Origin of the sequence: Cronbergia sp. UHCC 0137 (assembly GCF_034932285.1) — a bacterium.
Classification (GTDB): domain Bacteria; phylum Cyanobacteriota; class Cyanobacteriia; order Cyanobacteriales; family Nostocaceae; genus Cronbergia.
In genome coordinates, this window is sequence record NZ_JAYGHC010000016.1 from 1 (window position 1) to 17,300 (window position 17,300).

The window sequence follows — 17,300 nt, forward strand, 5'->3', positions numbered from 1 at the left end:
AAATAGGATTCTAATTGTTCAATTCCATCAGCTTGAGGATTGCGTTTTTTATCCCTCCAAACCTTTAACTCAATCCCTAACGTGACATCTTGGTAACGCAGACATAAATCCATTCTGTCACTACCAATTGCATATTCCCTTTCCAAAATTCCCCCACCATTAATCACACGATGCAAAAAAGCCATTAATACAATATGCGGTGCAATTTCATGATAGCCAGTGCTACCTAATAACGGTTCTCCGTGCTGTCGCCAAAACTTGAGAAATGCTGCAAGTAAAGCATCTATATTTAATTCACCTTCTGGGGTTAACCAAGTCGGTGCAATCCTTGGTAAAGAAGCCATTGGAGTAACTGTTAATACCCTGGGCAACACTTCCCGATAAATGGGATTAGCAATAGTTAATCCACCGTAGGGGTGCATTTTACATAATCCCAAATCAATCACAAATTGAATATCATCATTGGGTATATTCCCCAATTCTAAACCTGCTAACATCGGTTCGATAATTGCTTTGATTCTTGGTTCTCGTAAGCGTTCGGCTAAACTATCCAAATGAGTGTCTTGACGAGTAATTAATATTTCCTTTGCTTTTAAAATATGTTCTTTTGTAATAGTAATACTTCTATCTTTAACCATTTTTTCTACAACTTCTTTAGCTAAAGCATTCACTAACCAAGGTTGTCCTTGGGTTAAATCAAAGGCTGTGGCTGTAGCTTCTGGTGTAAAAATTTGTCCTGTTGCTTGTGTATGTTGTTGATAGAGTTCTGTAACTTCTTCAGCATTAAAATTTCTCAGAGTAATGGAACTAACTTTAATATTAAAAGGACTAGAAGTATTTAATCTATCACTACCTCCCGATGCTACTTTATAATCTCGTACATCTCGTAAACCAATTAATCCCACGGAGGAAGGGAAATTTTCAGGGCGTTTAGGAAAACCATCTCTTAATTGTCGTAAAACTGAAATTAATGTTTGGTCTTGCAAAGAGTCAATTTCATCTATAAATAATACTAAAGGACGATTGATAGCTTTTGACCATAATCTTAAAAAAGCCTTAATTCTTTGTCCTGGTTCTTCCTGTTGCCATTGTTTAGCAGGTGGTTGTAATTTTGGAGGTAAGCTATCCTCAATTGTATCATACCAAGTTCCCAAAATCGCTAATTCTGCTGCATTAGGATCATGATTGAATGCACTTCCTACTTCTACTGATACCATCACTGCTGCATAATTTCCTGTGGCGGTAAGTTGGTGTGCTAGGGATAACATTGCTGTTGTTTTTCCCGTTTGTCGTGGTGCGTGAAGGACAAAATAACTACGCTGTTGAATTAGCTCCTCCAAATCTGGTAATCGTATTGTTGGAGATAGCATATAGTGGATATCGTTTGAACAGGGACCTGCAATATTAAACCAGCGAGTCATAGAATTTTGGTAATAGGTGAACTCTTTAAGTTTACAGATTTTTTATGCTCCTGATACATTTTAAGGATGAGGTGTGATAGCAAAAATAGTAATTACGCCTTGATCTGGACCATAATACCAAAAAACTCTCCACGCTCCCGGAGTGTTATTTTCTACGTAAGCTTCAAATACTTTTTCTCCATCTGGACCAGATAAAGATTGGTATTCATGAGTTTTAAGGCTGGGGTGACGGAGATTAGTTTGCATCAATCCCAGAATTTTTAATATTTTTCTGTATTTTTTAGGATTCTTTAGCTGAAGATAAACTAATGTATTTTCTGCTTCAGGTTGAAATTCCAGCCTAAACATTATTAATCTTCAATCTCCAAATCTGCGTACTGTGAAAAATCTCCCAAGTAACGGACCTCTCCAGCTTGTGCTTGCTTGAGTCCGCGTTCCAAGGAAGCCCAAACTACTGGGTCTTGCCAAACCCATAATTCTTCTTCTGGTATATTTTGAGAATCTTTAACCATCACGCTTGTCTGGCGACGCAGTTGAAACAGAAATTGTCCAATTGGGTTAGATTCTGTGTATGCTTGATTCAGAGAATTAACAGAATCTTCGCTGCTGAAAATTTGCACCGCTAAGTCAATTAGCTTTTCGTCGGTTAAAAGTACAGTTTCATTAACTGTCTGAACACTGGATGAACGGAAGCGTTCCCCATCATTCTGTAAAATGCTACGAGCTTCTAAATATTCATCTTCTAAGGGTGGATAAATCTCTGTTAGGGCATCTAGTTTATCTACATCTGGAGGCCAGGTTTTGCTGATTTCCTTTAGCTGGTTCTGCAAATCATCAGGTAAGGGTTCTCCTAGCCGCATTAAGGCTGCAAGAAAGGCTTTGAGGGTAAGTTTGTCTATGTTGTTCATTTAATATTAGCTTGATAGTGGCTTACCTGTGATTGTAAACGCTCCCCAATAGTATATATCATTATACAGGATTTTGTCTGGCTTTTCTTTAGAAATTTTATAAATTTCTCCCTTTAAAAATCCGTTAATTCCACCGGTTAATTTTTCTGGAGGTATTTGATTCTTTAGTTCTTTATACCATTTTTGCAGTTCACTCGCAGTTAAGTTTCTTAGCCATGTTGTAGCTTCTGTTAATGCTTGAACATCAGATTTATCTGGTTGTTGTCTGCGTCGGTAAAATTCAATCATAATTAAAGCACTAGCAGCAGATTTCACAGTCCATAGTGTACTTACTACCTGGGCAACTCCCCGACTCAAAAAACCACTGACTAACCCTACATATTCGGTGGTTATTGTTTGGTTGCCGGTAATGGCTGTTTCGCAAGCAGCAAGACTAACCAGTTTATAGGTTGTGAGATTTTTTTGGTAAATTTCTTGGAGAGTTAATTTATCTTTGTTGGCTAATGCTAACTGTGATTCTTTAGGTTCGCTAAAGTTGTAATTTGCGTGTCCAGCAAAGTGAAATATTTCATAACCATTTTCTAATGCTGCTTCTAATTCTTCTTTGGTAGCTTCACCTTCTTGGATACGTTGCCTATGCTCAAACATCTGACTAATAATTTCGGCTTCCAGTGTGGCATAAAACAGATGTTTATCATCTTGAGATGGGGAAACTTCTACACTTAATAATTTATTGCTATGGTCTGATTTGGTAAGTGTATTTGTAATACCAAGTTTGGCACTAGGCAGATAATTGACGATGAATTTTGATTTTTCTTCATCTGTGTTGAATAGAACATGAAGCGGAAATCTATGTAGGTCGCGGTGGGGAATTAAAATTAATTGATTAATGCCTAAAAGTTGCTGTTTGATTGTGTCAATATCTAAAATATTTTTGAGTTGGTTGAGACTTGTTTGAATATCATTTCGCCAAGCATGGTCATTTGCACTTACTTCATCTTTACCTTTACCACGATAATCATTATATTGTTGATTCCAATTTGTTACCCAGTCTTCAAATTGTTGTAACCGTTGGGATGGAGCTAATAATTCAAATTGCGTCAAAACAATGGGTGTTGGGCTATCATATTTGAGGATGAAAGTGTGAAGATCTGCGGGGCTAAGATGCCAATAAATTATAGCTGTTGTAGGATTTAGTAACTGTTGGATATCTTGCCATGTGGGTGAAGAAATTTCTTCACTCCATCCTTCTAAAAGCCAAGATAAACAGGCGTTTTTTCCATGTTCTGCTAATTCTAAGGCTTGAATTGAATTACCAGATTGCACTGCTAAATCAACAGTTATTTGTTGAAAGCTGACAAATTTTAAAGCTAGTTGTTGTTGTTTAGTTGTACTTTTAGTATCTTTGAGAAATTTTTGTAAAATATCTGAGCCACGTCTTTGCAATTCTGTGGCTTCATTTATTTGTTCTAAAGCTAACAAACAGCGAATTAAATCTTGTAAAACTTCTAAATGTGCTTCTGGATATGTTTTTTCTGTGAGAGTTGTTATAGCAATATTATAGCTGTTAAAAGCTTTACGCCAATGACTAAGAGGCTTTTCGTCTTTGCATCCTCGTAAATAGTGGACTTGACCTATGGATTGATGTAATCTACCCCAACCTTCTGTTTCTTGGGGACAATGTTTTAAACCTTCTTCGTAGCTGGCAAATAGACCTTCATAACCAACCTCATTTAAATAGGGATTTTTGAATATTAGAGCAAGGTCAGGATATGTTGTAATTACTGGTAAGATAAATCTTGACCTAAAATTTTTACGTTCTGCAACTAAGTTGAATACTGCATTACCTCTACCAATCCAAGCGTAATGGTAATCAGGTTTAATTTCTAAAGCTTTATCATAGGATGCTAATGCTTCTTCATATTGCATCAAGTTATGTAAAGCTCTACCTCTTTCGTGCCAAGCTTGATAAAAGTCAGGATTAATTTCTATGGCTTTGTTATAGGAAATTATTGCTTCTTCATGTCTTCCTAGTTCAGCCTGCAAAAAACCTCTACTCTGCCAAAAATATTCATCATTGGGATTGAGTTCAATTGCTTTGTTGCAGGAAATAATTGCTTCTTTATATCTTCGTAGTTCAGCTAGTACATTACCTTGTTCGTACCAGCCAATAGAGCAACTAGCTTCTAAATCTTGAGCTTTATTAAAACTTTTAAGCGATTCTTCATAATTACCTATCAACCTCAAGGCTGTACCTTTGGTGTGCCAAGCTTGGTGGTAATCAGATTTTAAGTCTATAGCTGTGTTGCAGGATACAAGAGCTTCTTCATAGCGTTTTAATTTAAGAAGCACTCTACTTTGAGTAAGCCAAGCTTCATAAAATTCAGAATTAATGTCTATAGCTGTGTTGCAGGATACAAGAGCTTCTTCATAGCGTTCTAAATTGAGCAACGCAGCACCACGATTGCTCCAACTCAAGTAATTTTTAACATTCAATTCGATAGCTTTATCGAAAGACAGGAGAGATTCTTGATTACGCCCTAAATTAAGTAATGCTGCCCCTCGATTGTTCCAAACCTCATCATGGTCTAATTTTAATTCTATAGCTTTATCCCATGATGCGATCGCTTCTTCATATCTTTTCAAGCCTAGCAGTGCTGCCCCTAATAAACCCAAAACCCCATTACATTCAGGATTTAATTCTATAGATTTTTGGCAAGATTCAAGAGCTTCTTCAAAAAGATTTAAATTAACCAAAGCTAACCCTTGATTCCTCCAAGCAATGTCATATTTTGGATTCAATTCTGTAGATTTTTTGGAAGACTCCAGAGCTTCTTCATGGCGTTTTAATCCCGATAGAGCAAAAGCTTTGTTGCTCCAGGCAATGTTATTTTTTGGGTTCAAGTCTAAAGCTTTTTCGCAAGATATCAGAGCTTCTTCAAATCTTTGTAATCCTGATAATGACGCTCCTTTGTTGCTCCAAGCCATGTTATCTTCGGAGTTCAAGTCTAAAGCTTTTTCACAGGAAATTAGGGCTTCTTCAAATCTTTGTAATCCTAATAATGCAGCCCCTTTATTACTCCAAGTAATATGATCTTCGGATTTCAAGTCTAAAGCTTTTTCACAAGAAATTAGAGCTTCTTCAAATCTTTGTAATCCTAATAATATTGCTCCTTTGTTACTCCAACTTATGTTATCTTCTGGGTTTAGTTTTATAATTCGCTCACAAAATATCAGAGCTTCTTCAAAGCGTTCTAACCTTAATAATCCAGATACTTTATTAATACAAGCATTGTTATTTTTTGGATTCAATTCTATGGCTTTATTTAAGTAAATCAGAGACTCTTCAATATGTCCTAATTCTAGTAATGCTGCCCCTTTATAACTCCAAGAAATGTTAGCTTCTGGGTTCAATTCTATGGCTTTATTATAAGCTATAATAGCTTCTTCATAAAGTTCTAGCCCTAATAATGCTTCCCCTTTATGTTCCCAAACTAAGTATTCATTAGCTTGTAATTCCATGATTCGATTGCGGAAAGCAAGTGCTTCTTGTATCTTTCCTGAATCTTCAAGTATTTTTACCTGCTCTAACAAAGTTTTGTAGGTATCAGGTTGAAGTTCTATAGCTTTGTTAAGACACACAATAGCTTCAGAAAATCGCTTGATCATGAGGAGAAGTAACCCCTGCATAAGCCAAATATAATTATCGTTTGGCTTGATTTCTGTAACTTTGCTGTACAATGAAAGAGCTTCTTCATAGCACCCTAATTGATACAGTTCTAACCCTTGGTTCAACAAATCTTGTGGAATTTTTTCAGCTTCTTGAAAAGATGCGATCGCCTCTTGAACCTGTCCTAAGTTATACAGTGCAATGCTCTTATTCTGCAAAGTTAGATAATCATCAGGTTTAATTTTTAGGGATTCCTCAAAAGATGCCAATGCTTCTTCATATCGTCCTAAACTATTCTGACAAAAGCCTTTATTCTGCCAGGAATATTCGTCACTAGGATTGAGTTCAATCGCTTTTTCATAAGATAAAATTGCTGCTTCATATCTTCCTAATTTATTCAGCGAAAAACCTCTACTCTGACAAACTTTGTAGTCATCATTATTTATTTCTATATATTTGTCAAATGAGAAAATTGCTTCTTCATATCTTCCTAAATTATTCAGACAAAAGCCTCTATTCTGCCAAGAATATTCATCATTAGAATTAAGTTCAGTCGCTTTGCTATAAGATGATATTGCTTCTTCATAGCACCCTAATTTATTCTGCAAAAAACCTAGATATCGCCAAGAATAATCGTCACTAGGATTAAGTTCAGTAGCTTTTTTAAATGATGCGATCGCTTCTTCATATTTTCCTAAGTCATCCAATGAATAACCGCGATTTTTCCAAACATAAAAGTCATTATTATTTATTTCTATAGCTTTGTTAAAGGAGGAAATAGCTTCTTCATATTGTTTTAATTCATTCAGTGCTAGTCCTCTATAATACCAGGCTAAATTATCAGCATTATTTATTTCTATGGCTTTGTCTAAAGATACAAGTGCTTCTTGGTTTCGTTCTAATTTGTACAGTGCATAACCTCTTTGCCTCCAAGCTGGTTGGTAGTTTGATTTAATCTCTATAGCTTTGTCGTAATAAGAAATTGCCCCTTCAAAATCTTCGCTCGTTAATTTTTCTTCACCTTGAAGAAACCAGCTTATTGCTTGATCATCTAGAAAATCATCCTTACCCATTCTTCTTTCCTCTTTCTGCCCATCTAGCACAAGACTTTTGCTTAAATTAGAACAAAGCCTAATTCACATTAAAGCATGATTGTCATATCAATTACACGCTATACTAGAATTTAATCCCTTATTTGTGTTTCCTATGGTTGTAAGTGCTTCCACCACCAATATCACCTGGGAACTTTTACCCGAAGACTTTGTTTTAGAATTAGTTTATTTTCTCGCGCAGAGACTTGTGGACTTTAGCACGAAGCAGTTCTAGCATTTTTAATAGATTTTTACTCAGTGCTATTCCGACATCAAATCGCTCCTTTCATGGAATTCAACGATCGCTACTCCCAAGCCCGCATCTACCACCAGTTGGGGATTGCGCGAGTTTGAGCAAGCCCGAAACGACTACCAATAAGCTCTTCAAATCTTTCTCGAATTTGGCGATCGCTATTTCCAAGCAGCATCTATATCACCCTGCGCTACAATAGCAAAAGCTTTCCACTTCTGGGGCAATAGTGCCATGAATCCACAACTCCAGCAAATCTTCCACAACCTCAACCAACTCACCCAGTCAGAACGTTGGCAAGTATTTGACTACCTCGTCAACCAGCTCAAAAATTCTCTCACCCGTTTTGATGTCTTCGATCGTCCTTCCTCTCAACAACCTCCAAAACTCTCACCCCAAGACATTTTTGCATCCACCCAAGGTAGTTGGAGCCACCAAACTCGTGACGAAATTGATGCTCAACTGGCATCCCAACGGCAACTAGACTGGGGCGAGTAAGCGAAAAGATGATGTAATATCTTTTCGATAGCAATATCCTAATTTACCACCTCAGGGGTAGCCTTAATCAGCGCGGTAGCGACCTGATTCTTGAGGGACTTTCTGGAAAAGGAGCCTACTCGATTATCTCGAAAATCGAATTGCTCGGCTTTAATCAAACCCCTACTGAAGAGCAACAAGCCAGACTATTCCTTTCTGGGCTACAGGGACTGGAACTAACCTCCGATATCGCCGAACAGACAATTCAACTTAGAAAAAACTACAAAATCAAGTTACCAGATGCTGCGATCGCTGCCACTGCACTCATCCACCAGTTAACACTAATCACCCGAAACACCAGTGACTTCATCAGAATTGCAGGGCTGAATATCATTAACCCCCTCACCTAATGAGCAGATCGCCCAGGCATTGCGAGAGTTTGGGCAAGTCAACATAGTAAATAAAAATACACATTTATCCCTTCAATTTAAATCATGACCTGTTGGGGGTGATAGATCCATTACTTCGGTAAACCGGGAATATTGCACCTCACTGGTTGGGGGAAACTGTGCGGAAATACCCATTAAACCGACTTTGATATCCTCAAAGAAAATCACACCACCAATTCGTCCGCTTGCTTGGAATGGACCATGGAAAAATTGATGTCGGGGAATATGGATAAGGAGAGAATTGGTAATTTTGACGTTTTGACCGAACAGTTGTTGACAGGTTTTTTTGACAACTGCATCGATATATTCATTCTGGACACGGTTACCCAAGTTGATAAATTTGGGATGATCCGCAAAATGATCCATGTAATATGTCCAGATGTTAGACAAATCTTTGTCTTCAGTGAGGATTTGCTTGAGTTCCTGCCATCGTTTGAAATTCATAATATGGGTAGATTAGATTATTCTTTGGTTACTAACAATTTACCATAGTTACGCGATCGCTAGATTGCTAATTTATGTTTAGGGAAAAATTAGGTAACGTCTGAAAACACCAAATAGCTGTTAGTAGATAAAAATAAACGGACTTATGATATAGCTGGGGTGGGTTTATCGTCTAATTTAAGGAAAAGCCTGGGAATAATCACACCTATCTTGAAAAATCCTTGCTATATAAGCAATTCACCAATTTATTTCCATATAACTGCTGTGCGGCCATTGTCCACCTAATAAGGCGTAGATTTCTACAGGTTTGCCAGAAATTGTAATGCCGATTTCATAGGATTTACCAGTGAAGGCAGCAAAACGCCGACAAGCTTCATCATAAAAGTGACTGCGGCGATAATTTTTATTTGTTAAATCAACGGCAAACAAGCCATAAAAGTAGCGAGGAATACTTTGGATTGTTTCGACTATTTGACCTAAGTTTCTCGCCAAAATTGCATTCCTCGGAACTTCTGTTCCCCAAGCTGTATCTAATGCCCAAGATGCGGAACTTAGATGTGAACCGCCACAAATCCCACAAATACGCGGTGTGACAATTAAGCCGGCTTGGGGGTCTTTTCCGCGAAGAATAATTTCAAATCCTCGGAAAAGTTCGGCGTGAGTCCAAGCGTTGGTAACATATCCATTGTCGATTTCGACTCGTACATCTAAATCACCTTCGACTCTACCAACGGGTGAAATATCTAAGGTTTGAATTGGCATATTTTTTGGTAATGGGTTAATGAGGGCAGGGGAGGCAGGGGGCAGGGGGCAGGGGAGGCAGGGGAGGCAGAAATAATCGTTTATCTCTATGGGAAAACTATTCATCTTTATGGGAGAATCGTTTATCTCTATAAGAGAATCGTTCATCTTTATGGGAGAATCGTTTATCTCTATGGGATAATCGTTCATCTTTATGGGAGAATTGTTCATCTCTATGGGAGAATCGTTCATCTCTATGGGATAATCGTTCATCTCTATGGGATAATCGTTCCCTGTTCCCTTCCTGAAAATTTTCTGCTTTCAAAGGTGAGGTTTTAGAACAGATTGTTTCAGTAATTCCCCTTTTCAGTTTTCTTCTCTATCTGTGACTATGGTAATTGGGGAAAAAATAATTACACTGTGAAAAAATCTTCGTCAGCCCATGCTGGTGCTGTGTCTTTAGCAACAACTGTTAGCACTGCATAATCTTTTCTATTGACTCCTGGTGGTAATTCTTTAGGGACTCCTAAGAGGGTTTTAGTTTTAAATACTGTTCCTGGTTTGAGGTCAAAGAAAGGAAATTCTGGTTCTGTACAACCTAAACAGGGCATTCCGGCACGAGTTTTAGAAGAAACACGATTCCAGAGAATGCGGTTACAGGAGGAATGGGTCATGGGTCCACGACAACCTAAGTCGTAAAATAGACAACCTTTGCGTTGTCCAAATTCGGCGGTTGTGGCTTTGTATGCAAAATGAATATTGCGGGTACAACCGGTTTGGGTGTAGGTGTTAAAGAAGGTTTGGGGACGGTGCAGTTCATCGAGAACTATATCAGAAATACGATTAGTTGCGATCGCCACTAATATCTGCGTTATCCAGTCCGGGTGTGCGGGACAGCCGGGAATATTAATTACTGGTAAGCCGGCTTTGCTACGAAAATCTTTACCTAAAAAACCACCTTCTGCGCGTTTGAGAAATTGCAGTCCTTCCGAATCGCTGGGGTTGGGTGACATAGCTGGGATTCCTCCCCAAGTTGCACAATCTCCCACAGCTACAATGAATTTAGCATTTTTGGCTAAATCTGTTAACCAATCTTTCATCGGACGGTCTGCAAATCTATTCCATTCACCTGTACCATTTGGGGCGTTAATAACACTACCTTCAAATACTAAAATATCTAAAGGAGTTTTACCTAAAACGCAATCCCACAAAAGTGTTTGTAAGTTTGTGCCTAGTTCCACACCCAAGGAAGGATGCCAAAGAACATTAATACCAAAGTCAGCAATTAAATCACAAACTGTTGGTTCTTCGGCATTGAGAAATGACATGGTGTTACCTGAACAAGCACCACCTTGTAGCCAGAGTACGTTAGTCATTGGCTAAGTATTTTTTTATGGTTTATCATGTATGATTCAGGCGATAATGCTTGTAGAGTCTCACCTGTTGATCAAGTTTTATTTTAGGATATTTAGCGTTTATAATCAATCATTTCAATGATATTCCTGAATAACAAAAATAGTTCTAGTATGAACAGACATTTAGAAAAAAATGTGCTTTATATTCCCCAAATGTAAAATCACCTATAGAAATCATAAATGATATTTAAAAAAACTCCAAAAGAGGTTTTTGCTGGGCATTGCCCACCCTACTTTCTTCTAAGGACAAATAAAGGGTTTCAAACCCACGGAGGTTGGTTTCGTCTGTGTAGCCAGGATTTCCAATCGCCGATTTAAAACTTTTAATTCTCTTCGAGACGTTTCACGAACAAGTTCTTTGGGTCTTTGCGGTATGCCTCCGGCACTTTACGCGAACGTTTTTCAACCAATGTTATCGTAGTCTGATAAATCAATAATTACCATTTGATGATATAATCACCAGAACCGTATATATTAGATACAAATAATTGAATTAATCATCATTAATTTGTGACTCACTTATACAAAAACGACATTATTAAAACTTTAAATGATTTTTAACTGCCCTTAATATTAGTAATTTCCCTCTATGATTTTAGAAATAGAGTGCCTTATAGTAAAAATGAAAGAAGTATTAATTAAATTGCTGTTAAATTTTTGCTTCTGTTCCTTAAAGATAAAAAAGTGTGAGATTGGGGAATCTCAATTTTAAAGACTCGAAAACTGCGTAAATCGGCTTAGTATTCATAACTCAAATCTCCAACCGAGTAGAGTATGCCGATAATGACATCTAGTATTACAGATTCAGGTGTAAAAGCTGCGATCGCTGCCATTAATTCCGAATCAGCCACAGCAGAAGAAAAAATTCAGATGCTGATAGAAATGGCACAAGGATTTCAGAAAAAACCAAAAACTGCCCAAGACTTGCGAAATGCAGTCGGGTTGTTTTATCGTGGTTATGAGATGTGTGGGGAAGACTATCCTTTACTGAAAGCTCGCGCCCAGGTGGGAATGGCTGGTACTCTACAAATGATCCCCGATTCCGGTGCGGAACTGCTACGACAAGCCAGAACAGGTTATGAAGAGGCATTGCCCATTTTACAACAATTAGCTGCACCAGAGGAAGTTGCAGAGGCGCAGATGAATTTGGGGTTGGTGTTGCAATCTCTGGTACCTTTCAACTTAGCGCGGATAACTGACAGCATTCAAGCGTATCACGAAGCTCTGCGGGTATTTACCTGGCAAAATTACCCACAAGAATATGCTATTTTATACAATAATATAGCGATCGCTTATCTGTCTATGCCCATGGCATCAGAAAGGGAATACCTGCACCAAGGATTTGCTGTACAGTCTTTTGAGGTAGCACTGAAACATATTACTCTCATTGATCATCCCAGAGAATATGCTATGTTGCAAAATAACTTAGGTAACGCTTGGCAATATTTGGTTAGTTCCCACCCTGTAGAGAATAACATCAAAGCGATTTCAGCCTACGACGAAGCCTTAAAAGTACGCAACTCCAAAGATACACCCTTAGAATACGCTAACACAATTTCTAACAAAGCCAATGCCCTCTTCAACTTACCAGACAACCCAGAAAAACCAGAATTAAGTAATCAACAAAACCTCTTAAAAGCGCGTGCTTATTATCAAGAAGCATGGCAAATATTCACCGAAAATCAACAATTAGAACAAGCAGAAGTAGTTGCTACAGCACTACAAGACATTGAAACAGAAATCCAAAGTTTAGAGGACAGTAGACAATGTTTGATATGATCCACAGCCCAGCCATAAGAGACTTTTTAACAAGTTTAAATGGTGAACTTACCCTCACCACAGAATTTGCTTGGTTAGTCATAGCTACAATTTTATCAATGATTGGTGGTGCTATTGGGGCAATGATTCTCGCAGGTAAAGATTTAGGATATAAATTTGCAGCTACCATTGGTAGCTTATTTGCTCCTGCGGGCGTAATTCCCGCCATTATTTTAGGACTATTGATGTTAAACTTTTTAGCTAACTACTAGGAGGATTTATGTTGGAACTCAGTTGGTTTTCTATTAAATTATTTTTCAAAGGTAAACTAATTCGTGATCCTATTTATTTTATTCGACAAATGACAATTGGTAGTGGTATTGGCACATTATTATTAGTTTTGTTAGCACAGCTAGAGATTCCTTTCTGTATACCAATAACAGTATCTAGTCTAGTTACAGGTACAATGATGCCTTTTCTCCTCAAGGACTTCAAAATGAAATGAGTCTGGAAGAAATTAAAACCTATCAATCCCTATAGATAAATCTGTAGGATTGACTAATATTAGCATTTTTACTTATTAACGTAAGTTGCTATAGGACTCCTAAATGATTTCTAAATAAATCTAAGTATTGTAGGTAGGGCTATGCCTTACAAAACCCGCAGATTCTGGGCAATACCAACCCTATGTGTATGTTCAAAACTCAAATAGGAGTTCTATAGTTAGGGCTTGCTGATAGCGTAGCGTGCCGTTAGGCATATAAACCCAAAAGCCTGATAAATCAAAGGCTTGAAGCTCAAAAAAAGACGGTAGGTGCAAGGTTATAGCGTCTTGTGTCTGAAAAACCTTGCACTTTTGTTGATAGCCAGGGATGAAAAAATGTTTTTAACTATCCTCCTGACTCCTGACTCCTGACTCCTGACTCCTAGCCCTAACGAAAGGACTTTTTCAGCAAACCCTAGTTAGATGAAATAAGGTGCGTCAGAAACTTAAAATTAGTCATTTCAGCCTAAATTATTTCGTCTGACGCACCCTACAGACTACAAAATATCCGAAAAATTAATAACTAGCAACTTGAGTTATTACTAATGAATAAACTAGAAGAATTGGTTGAAGATATCAATCGCTTTGAAGCTATTATTGCCGAATGGGATGAAAGTCAAAGATGTGTAGCAGTAGGACTAAAAGTAGCTATTGAAGCCCTACATAAAGCCGCATTAACCAACTTAATTAAAAGCCTGAAACAAGAAAATATCTCAGCTTTGCGTCATGCTGTAGCTGATGAAATAGTGTATGCAGTTTTGCTTTATCACGAATTAGTTAAACTCAAATAAGTAGTCGGACAAAATTAAAGTCACTCGTTGAGAGAGGGAACAGGGAACAGGGAACAGAGAACAGAAAAACCAGTTGTGTAATTAATTATGTCCCATTACTTATCAAAAATGCCTTCGCGGAAATCGTGATTCCTGACTCCTGCCCCCTGCCTCCCCTGCCCCCTGCCCCCTACCCCCTGCCTCCCCTGCCTCCCCTGCCCCCTGCCCCCTGCCTCCCCTAAATCCGAGTGTGTCCACCTGCATGAATTATGGGAAGATATAGCTGGGAATTATTTCAAAAACCTGAAATATAAAAAACAAGCCCTTTACCTCCAATTATCAATTATTTATGTCCCTATCTGATACGATACCCGCTCTATTAGTCTTAGCCGATGGAACTGCTTATCGCGGTTGGTCATTTGGTGCTATGGAAACCGCAATTGGTGAAGTGGTGTTCAACACTGGTATGACAGGATATCAAGAAGTGTTGACCGACCCTAGTTACTGTGGTCAAATAGTGATATTTACTTATCCAGAATTAGGGAACACAGGAGTTAACCCCGAAGACGAAGAATCATCTAAACCCCAGGTTCAAGGGGCGATCGCTCGCAATATTTGCCACAAACCAAGTAACTGGCGTTCTACCCAATCCCTCCCAAATTATCTCAAACAACACCAAATTCCCGGCATTTACGGCGTTGATACCCGCGCCCTCACCCGTAAAATCCGCACCGTTGGGGCTATGAATGGCGGTATTTCCACATCCATCCTTGATGAAGCCGAACTATTAGAACAAGTCCAAGCCGCCCCCAATATGGCAGGATTAAACCTAGTCCCCCAAGTCACCACCCCAACAACCTATGAATGGTCCCAAACCACAATCGCCCCTTGGGAATTTAACTCCGAAAATATTGCTAAAATAGGAGACACATTCACCGTCGTCGCCCTAGACTTTGGTATTAAACGCAATATTCTACGCCGATTGGCCAGCTATGGTTGTCGAGTTATAGTTGTGCCGGCCGATACATCAAGCGACGAAATTCTCAAATATAATCCAGATGGTATATTCCTCTCCAATGGACCCGGCGACCCCTCTGCGGTAACAGAAGGCATTGCCACCGCCCAATCCCTACTGGAAAGTCAAAAACCCATGTTTGGTATTTGTATGGGACACCAGATATTAGGTCATGCCCTGGGTGCAAAAACCTTTAAACTCAAATTTGGCCATCGTGGTTTAAATCAGCCCGCAGGTTTAGCACAACGAGTAGAAATTACCAGCCAGAACCACAGTTTTGCTATTGATCCGGATTCCTTACCAGAATCAGTTGTAGAGGTTAGTCACCTCAACTTAAACGATCGCACTGTCGCTGGGGTACGCCATAGGTCTCTACCTGTGTTTTCTGTACAATATCACCCAGAGTCTAGTCCGGGTCCCCATGATGCTGATTACTTATTCGAGCAATTTGTGCTAGAAATGCAAACAGCACGTCAGAGCGCGATCGCTTAGATTGAAAATAAACTAAGGTAACGGTAAAAGGTAATGGGATTTTTCACCATCACTGTATTGCCAACCTAGACAACTTGCTCAAAAACCATCTATACTTGAGCGTTCACTTTTAGTTACGAAGATGAGGAGGGAATTATTGCTGAACCACTGAATCTAACCGTAAGCCTGAGAGGTACTCGCGAAGTCCGGGATAATTGTCAGCTATTCCGCCTCACAGGTCTGTTAGACGCTTTTTCTGAGCCGACATTTCGCAAAGTCCTTAGCAGTAAGATTGACGAAGGACCAAAGCATATAATTCTGGATCTTTCCCAAATCGACTTTGTTGACAGTTCTGGATTGGGTGCTTTAGTACAACTGGCAAAACAGGCTCAAACCGCCAACGGTACCTTGCAAATTGTCAGCAATGCACGGGTAACTCAAACAGTCAAGCTTGTGCGCTTAGAGAAGTTTCTCTCCCTGCAAATCAGTGTTCAAGCGGCTCTTGATAACATTACGACCGTTTGATTGCTTGACAAGGGGCGGAGGGCAGGGGGCAGAAGGCAGGAAATGAATTATTCCCCTCTTTTCTCCCTTTCCTCTACTTCTTTATAAGCACTCATGCAAAATTAATTTCCTACTTGGAGAGAGGGAACAGGGAACAGGAAAAGAATATGTGTAATTTATTCTGTCTCATTACTTATAAATTACATATTGACAGAAAGTTCTAAATATGTGTGTTTAAAAATTACTAAAAATAACCATAAAAACTAAAAAAGATTTATAATAAAAATTCTGGGAAAATACGAATAATATTACCTAGAACTAAATATACTAACATAATACAATATTTCCTTAGTTGATATTGTTGCAAGCTAACTCAGATGAAGATTTGCAGGATTAGTTTTGGGATTAATTTCCAGATTGATCCCCTTCCTGTTAAATCCAGTCCATGAGCTTTGATTAAGTGGGTATCAGACATGGTAAGTAATGAGACAGAATTAATTACACAACTGATTTTTCTGTTCCTTCCTGTTCCCTGTTCCCTCTCTCAACGAATGAATTTAATTTTGTCCGACTACTTACAAGCCAACATCAGATTCTTCTATTTGCAGGAGTTTTTGTAAATCATGGTCTACCGGATAAATCTGCCAAGGAATGATTAAATTGTGAACGCCAAGGAGGAAAATTTCTTAAATGAAGCGGAGATTCAGGGTTCGTGTGCAATCATCCCATTGTTGAGTAATACAGACCAATTACATCAACAGATATCCCTAGACCAAGTAAAAAAAATTTCTCCTGGGTCTTTGGCATATTTAGGTGATTCGATTTACGAACTTTATGTTAGAATGTTTTACTTACTGCCACAGCAGAAGACAGAAATTTATCATAATTTAGTAGTGGCTCAGGTCAGAGCCGAAACACAAGCATTACATTTGCGATCGCTAACTCCCCACTTGAGGAGTAACGAGTTAGAAATAGTCCGCAGGGGTCGCAACGCTGCCACAGGTCGTCCCAAGCGGCTTCAGCCTGAAATTTATCAACAAGCCACTGCTTTAGAAACTTTAGTTGGTTATCTATACCTCACTGATTACCAACGTTTAACAGAACTGTTACAAAAACTCCATCTGGAGAAATAGTGAGTCACTAAATCGGATGATCGGAAAATCAGTTGTAATAGTTCCTTAAATTGAGACGCTCTCAATACCCACCCATCTGGATATAACCCACAATCATTGTTATGAAGAATCAACCAAGAAAAATCAATGCCACTGGTGAACCAAAACGTGGACAACCAGTTAAAATCAATGCCACTGGTGAACCAAAACGTGGACAACCAGTTAAAATCAATGCCACTGGTGAACCAAAACGCGGACAA

Annotated in this window: 13 protein-coding genes and 3 pseudogenes; 9 read left to right on the forward strand and 7 right to left on the reverse strand. The window is 38.7% G+C overall.

The genetic code is table 11. The features are described 5' to 3' along the window. The 4 genes from VB711_RS09840 to VB711_RS09855 form a co-directional block, all read right to left on the reverse strand. A partial coding sequence (locus VB711_RS09840) for an ATP-binding protein (protein ID WP_323285733.1) occupies nt 1–1,421 on the reverse strand: 1,421 nt, incomplete at its 3' end. A 60-nt stretch (nt 1,422–1,481) separates the two neighbouring features. Then, a complete protein-coding gene (locus VB711_RS09845; protein ID WP_323285734.1) occupies nt 1,482–1,769 on the reverse strand; it encodes a hypothetical protein in 288 nt (95 codons plus the stop codon). A gap of 2 nt (nt 1,770–1,771) precedes the next feature. Further along, nucleotides 1,772–2,329, reverse strand: coding sequence for a hypothetical protein (locus VB711_RS09850; RefSeq protein WP_323285735.1), 558 nt, complete (start codon nt 2,327–2,329; stop codon nt 1,772–1,774). Nucleotides 2,330–2,335: 6 nt separating this feature from the next. After that, nucleotides 2,336–7,072, reverse strand: a complete 4,737-nt coding sequence (locus VB711_RS09855) for a tetratricopeptide repeat protein (RefSeq protein WP_323285736.1) — start codon at nt 7,070–7,072, stop codon at nt 2,336–2,338. Nucleotides 7,073–7,574: 502 nt separating this feature from the next. Between VB711_RS09855 and VB711_RS09860 the strand changes: the two genes are divergently transcribed. Further along, nucleotides 7,575–7,838: a hypothetical protein gene (locus VB711_RS09860; protein WP_323285737.1), complete on the forward strand. Its 264-nt coding sequence runs from the start codon at nt 7,575–7,577 to the stop codon at nt 7,836–7,838. A 29-nt stretch (nt 7,839–7,867) separates the two neighbouring features. Beyond that, nucleotides 7,868–8,227: pseudogene (locus VB711_RS09865) on the forward strand (type II toxin-antitoxin system VapC family toxin); the annotation flags it as partial. A 72-nt stretch (nt 8,228–8,299) separates the two neighbouring features. Here VB711_RS09865 and VB711_RS09870 read toward each other — a convergent pair. The 3 genes and pseudogenes from VB711_RS09870 to VB711_RS09880 all read right to left on the reverse strand — a co-directional run bounded on the left by VB711_RS09870 (nt 8,300) and on the right by VB711_RS09880 (nt 10,827). Continuing rightward, on the reverse strand, nt 8,300–8,710 hold the full coding sequence (locus VB711_RS09870) for a hypothetical protein (protein WP_323285738.1): 411 nt from the start codon (nt 8,708–8,710) through the stop codon (nt 8,300–8,302). 252 nt (nt 8,711–8,962) lie between these two features. Next, nucleotides 8,963–9,472, reverse strand: a pseudogene (locus VB711_RS09875) (nickel-dependent hydrogenase large subunit); the annotation flags it as partial. 392 nt (nt 9,473–9,864) lie between these two features. Then, nucleotides 9,865–10,827 (reverse strand): hydrogenase small subunit, encoded by a 963-nt coding sequence (locus VB711_RS09880; protein ID WP_323285739.1) that lies wholly within the window; start codon nt 10,825–10,827, stop codon nt 9,865–9,867. Nucleotides 10,828–11,649: 822 nt separating this feature from the next. On the opposite strand from VB711_RS09880, the gene VB711_RS09885 reads away from it, so the two are divergent. From VB711_RS09885 to VB711_RS09915, 7 genes and pseudogenes are all read left to right on the forward strand, one after another. Beyond that, on the forward strand, nt 11,650–12,645 hold the full coding sequence (locus tag VB711_RS09885; protein ID WP_323285740.1) for a hypothetical protein: 996 nt from the start codon (nt 11,650–11,652) through the stop codon (nt 12,643–12,645). After that, nucleotides 12,633–12,896, forward strand: coding sequence for a hypothetical protein (locus tag VB711_RS09890; RefSeq protein WP_323285741.1), 264 nt, complete (start codon nt 12,633–12,635; stop codon nt 12,894–12,896). Before VB711_RS09885 ends, VB711_RS09890 begins: the two co-directional genes overlap by 13 nt. Nucleotides 12,897–12,904: 8 nt before the next feature. Further along, nucleotides 12,905–13,129 carry a hypothetical protein gene (locus VB711_RS09895; RefSeq protein WP_323285742.1) on the forward strand — a complete coding sequence of 75 codons (225 nt, stop codon included), beginning with the start codon at nt 12,905–12,907 and terminating at the stop codon, nt 13,127–13,129. 584 nt (nt 13,130–13,713) lie between these two features. Then, nucleotides 13,714–13,950 (forward strand): annotated as a pseudogene (locus VB711_RS09900) (hypothetical protein); the annotation flags it as partial. Nucleotides 13,951–14,287: 337 nt separating this feature from the next. After that, entirely contained in the window at nt 14,288–15,445 is a 1,158-nt protein-coding gene (gene carA, locus VB711_RS09905) for a glutamine-hydrolyzing carbamoyl-phosphate synthase small subunit (RefSeq protein WP_323285743.1), read from the forward strand. A gap of 132 nt (nt 15,446–15,577) precedes the next feature. Next, complete coding sequence (locus VB711_RS09910) at nt 15,578–15,949, forward strand: STAS domain-containing protein (RefSeq protein ID WP_323285864.1); 372 nt, start codon at nt 15,578–15,580, stop codon at nt 15,947–15,949. A gap of 698 nt (nt 15,950–16,647) precedes the next feature. After that, nucleotides 16,648–17,061 (forward strand): Mini-ribonuclease 3, encoded by a 414-nt coding sequence (locus VB711_RS09915; protein ID WP_323285865.1) that lies wholly within the window; start codon nt 16,648–16,650, stop codon nt 17,059–17,061. The last annotated feature ends 239 nt before the right edge of the window (nt 17,062–17,300 follow it).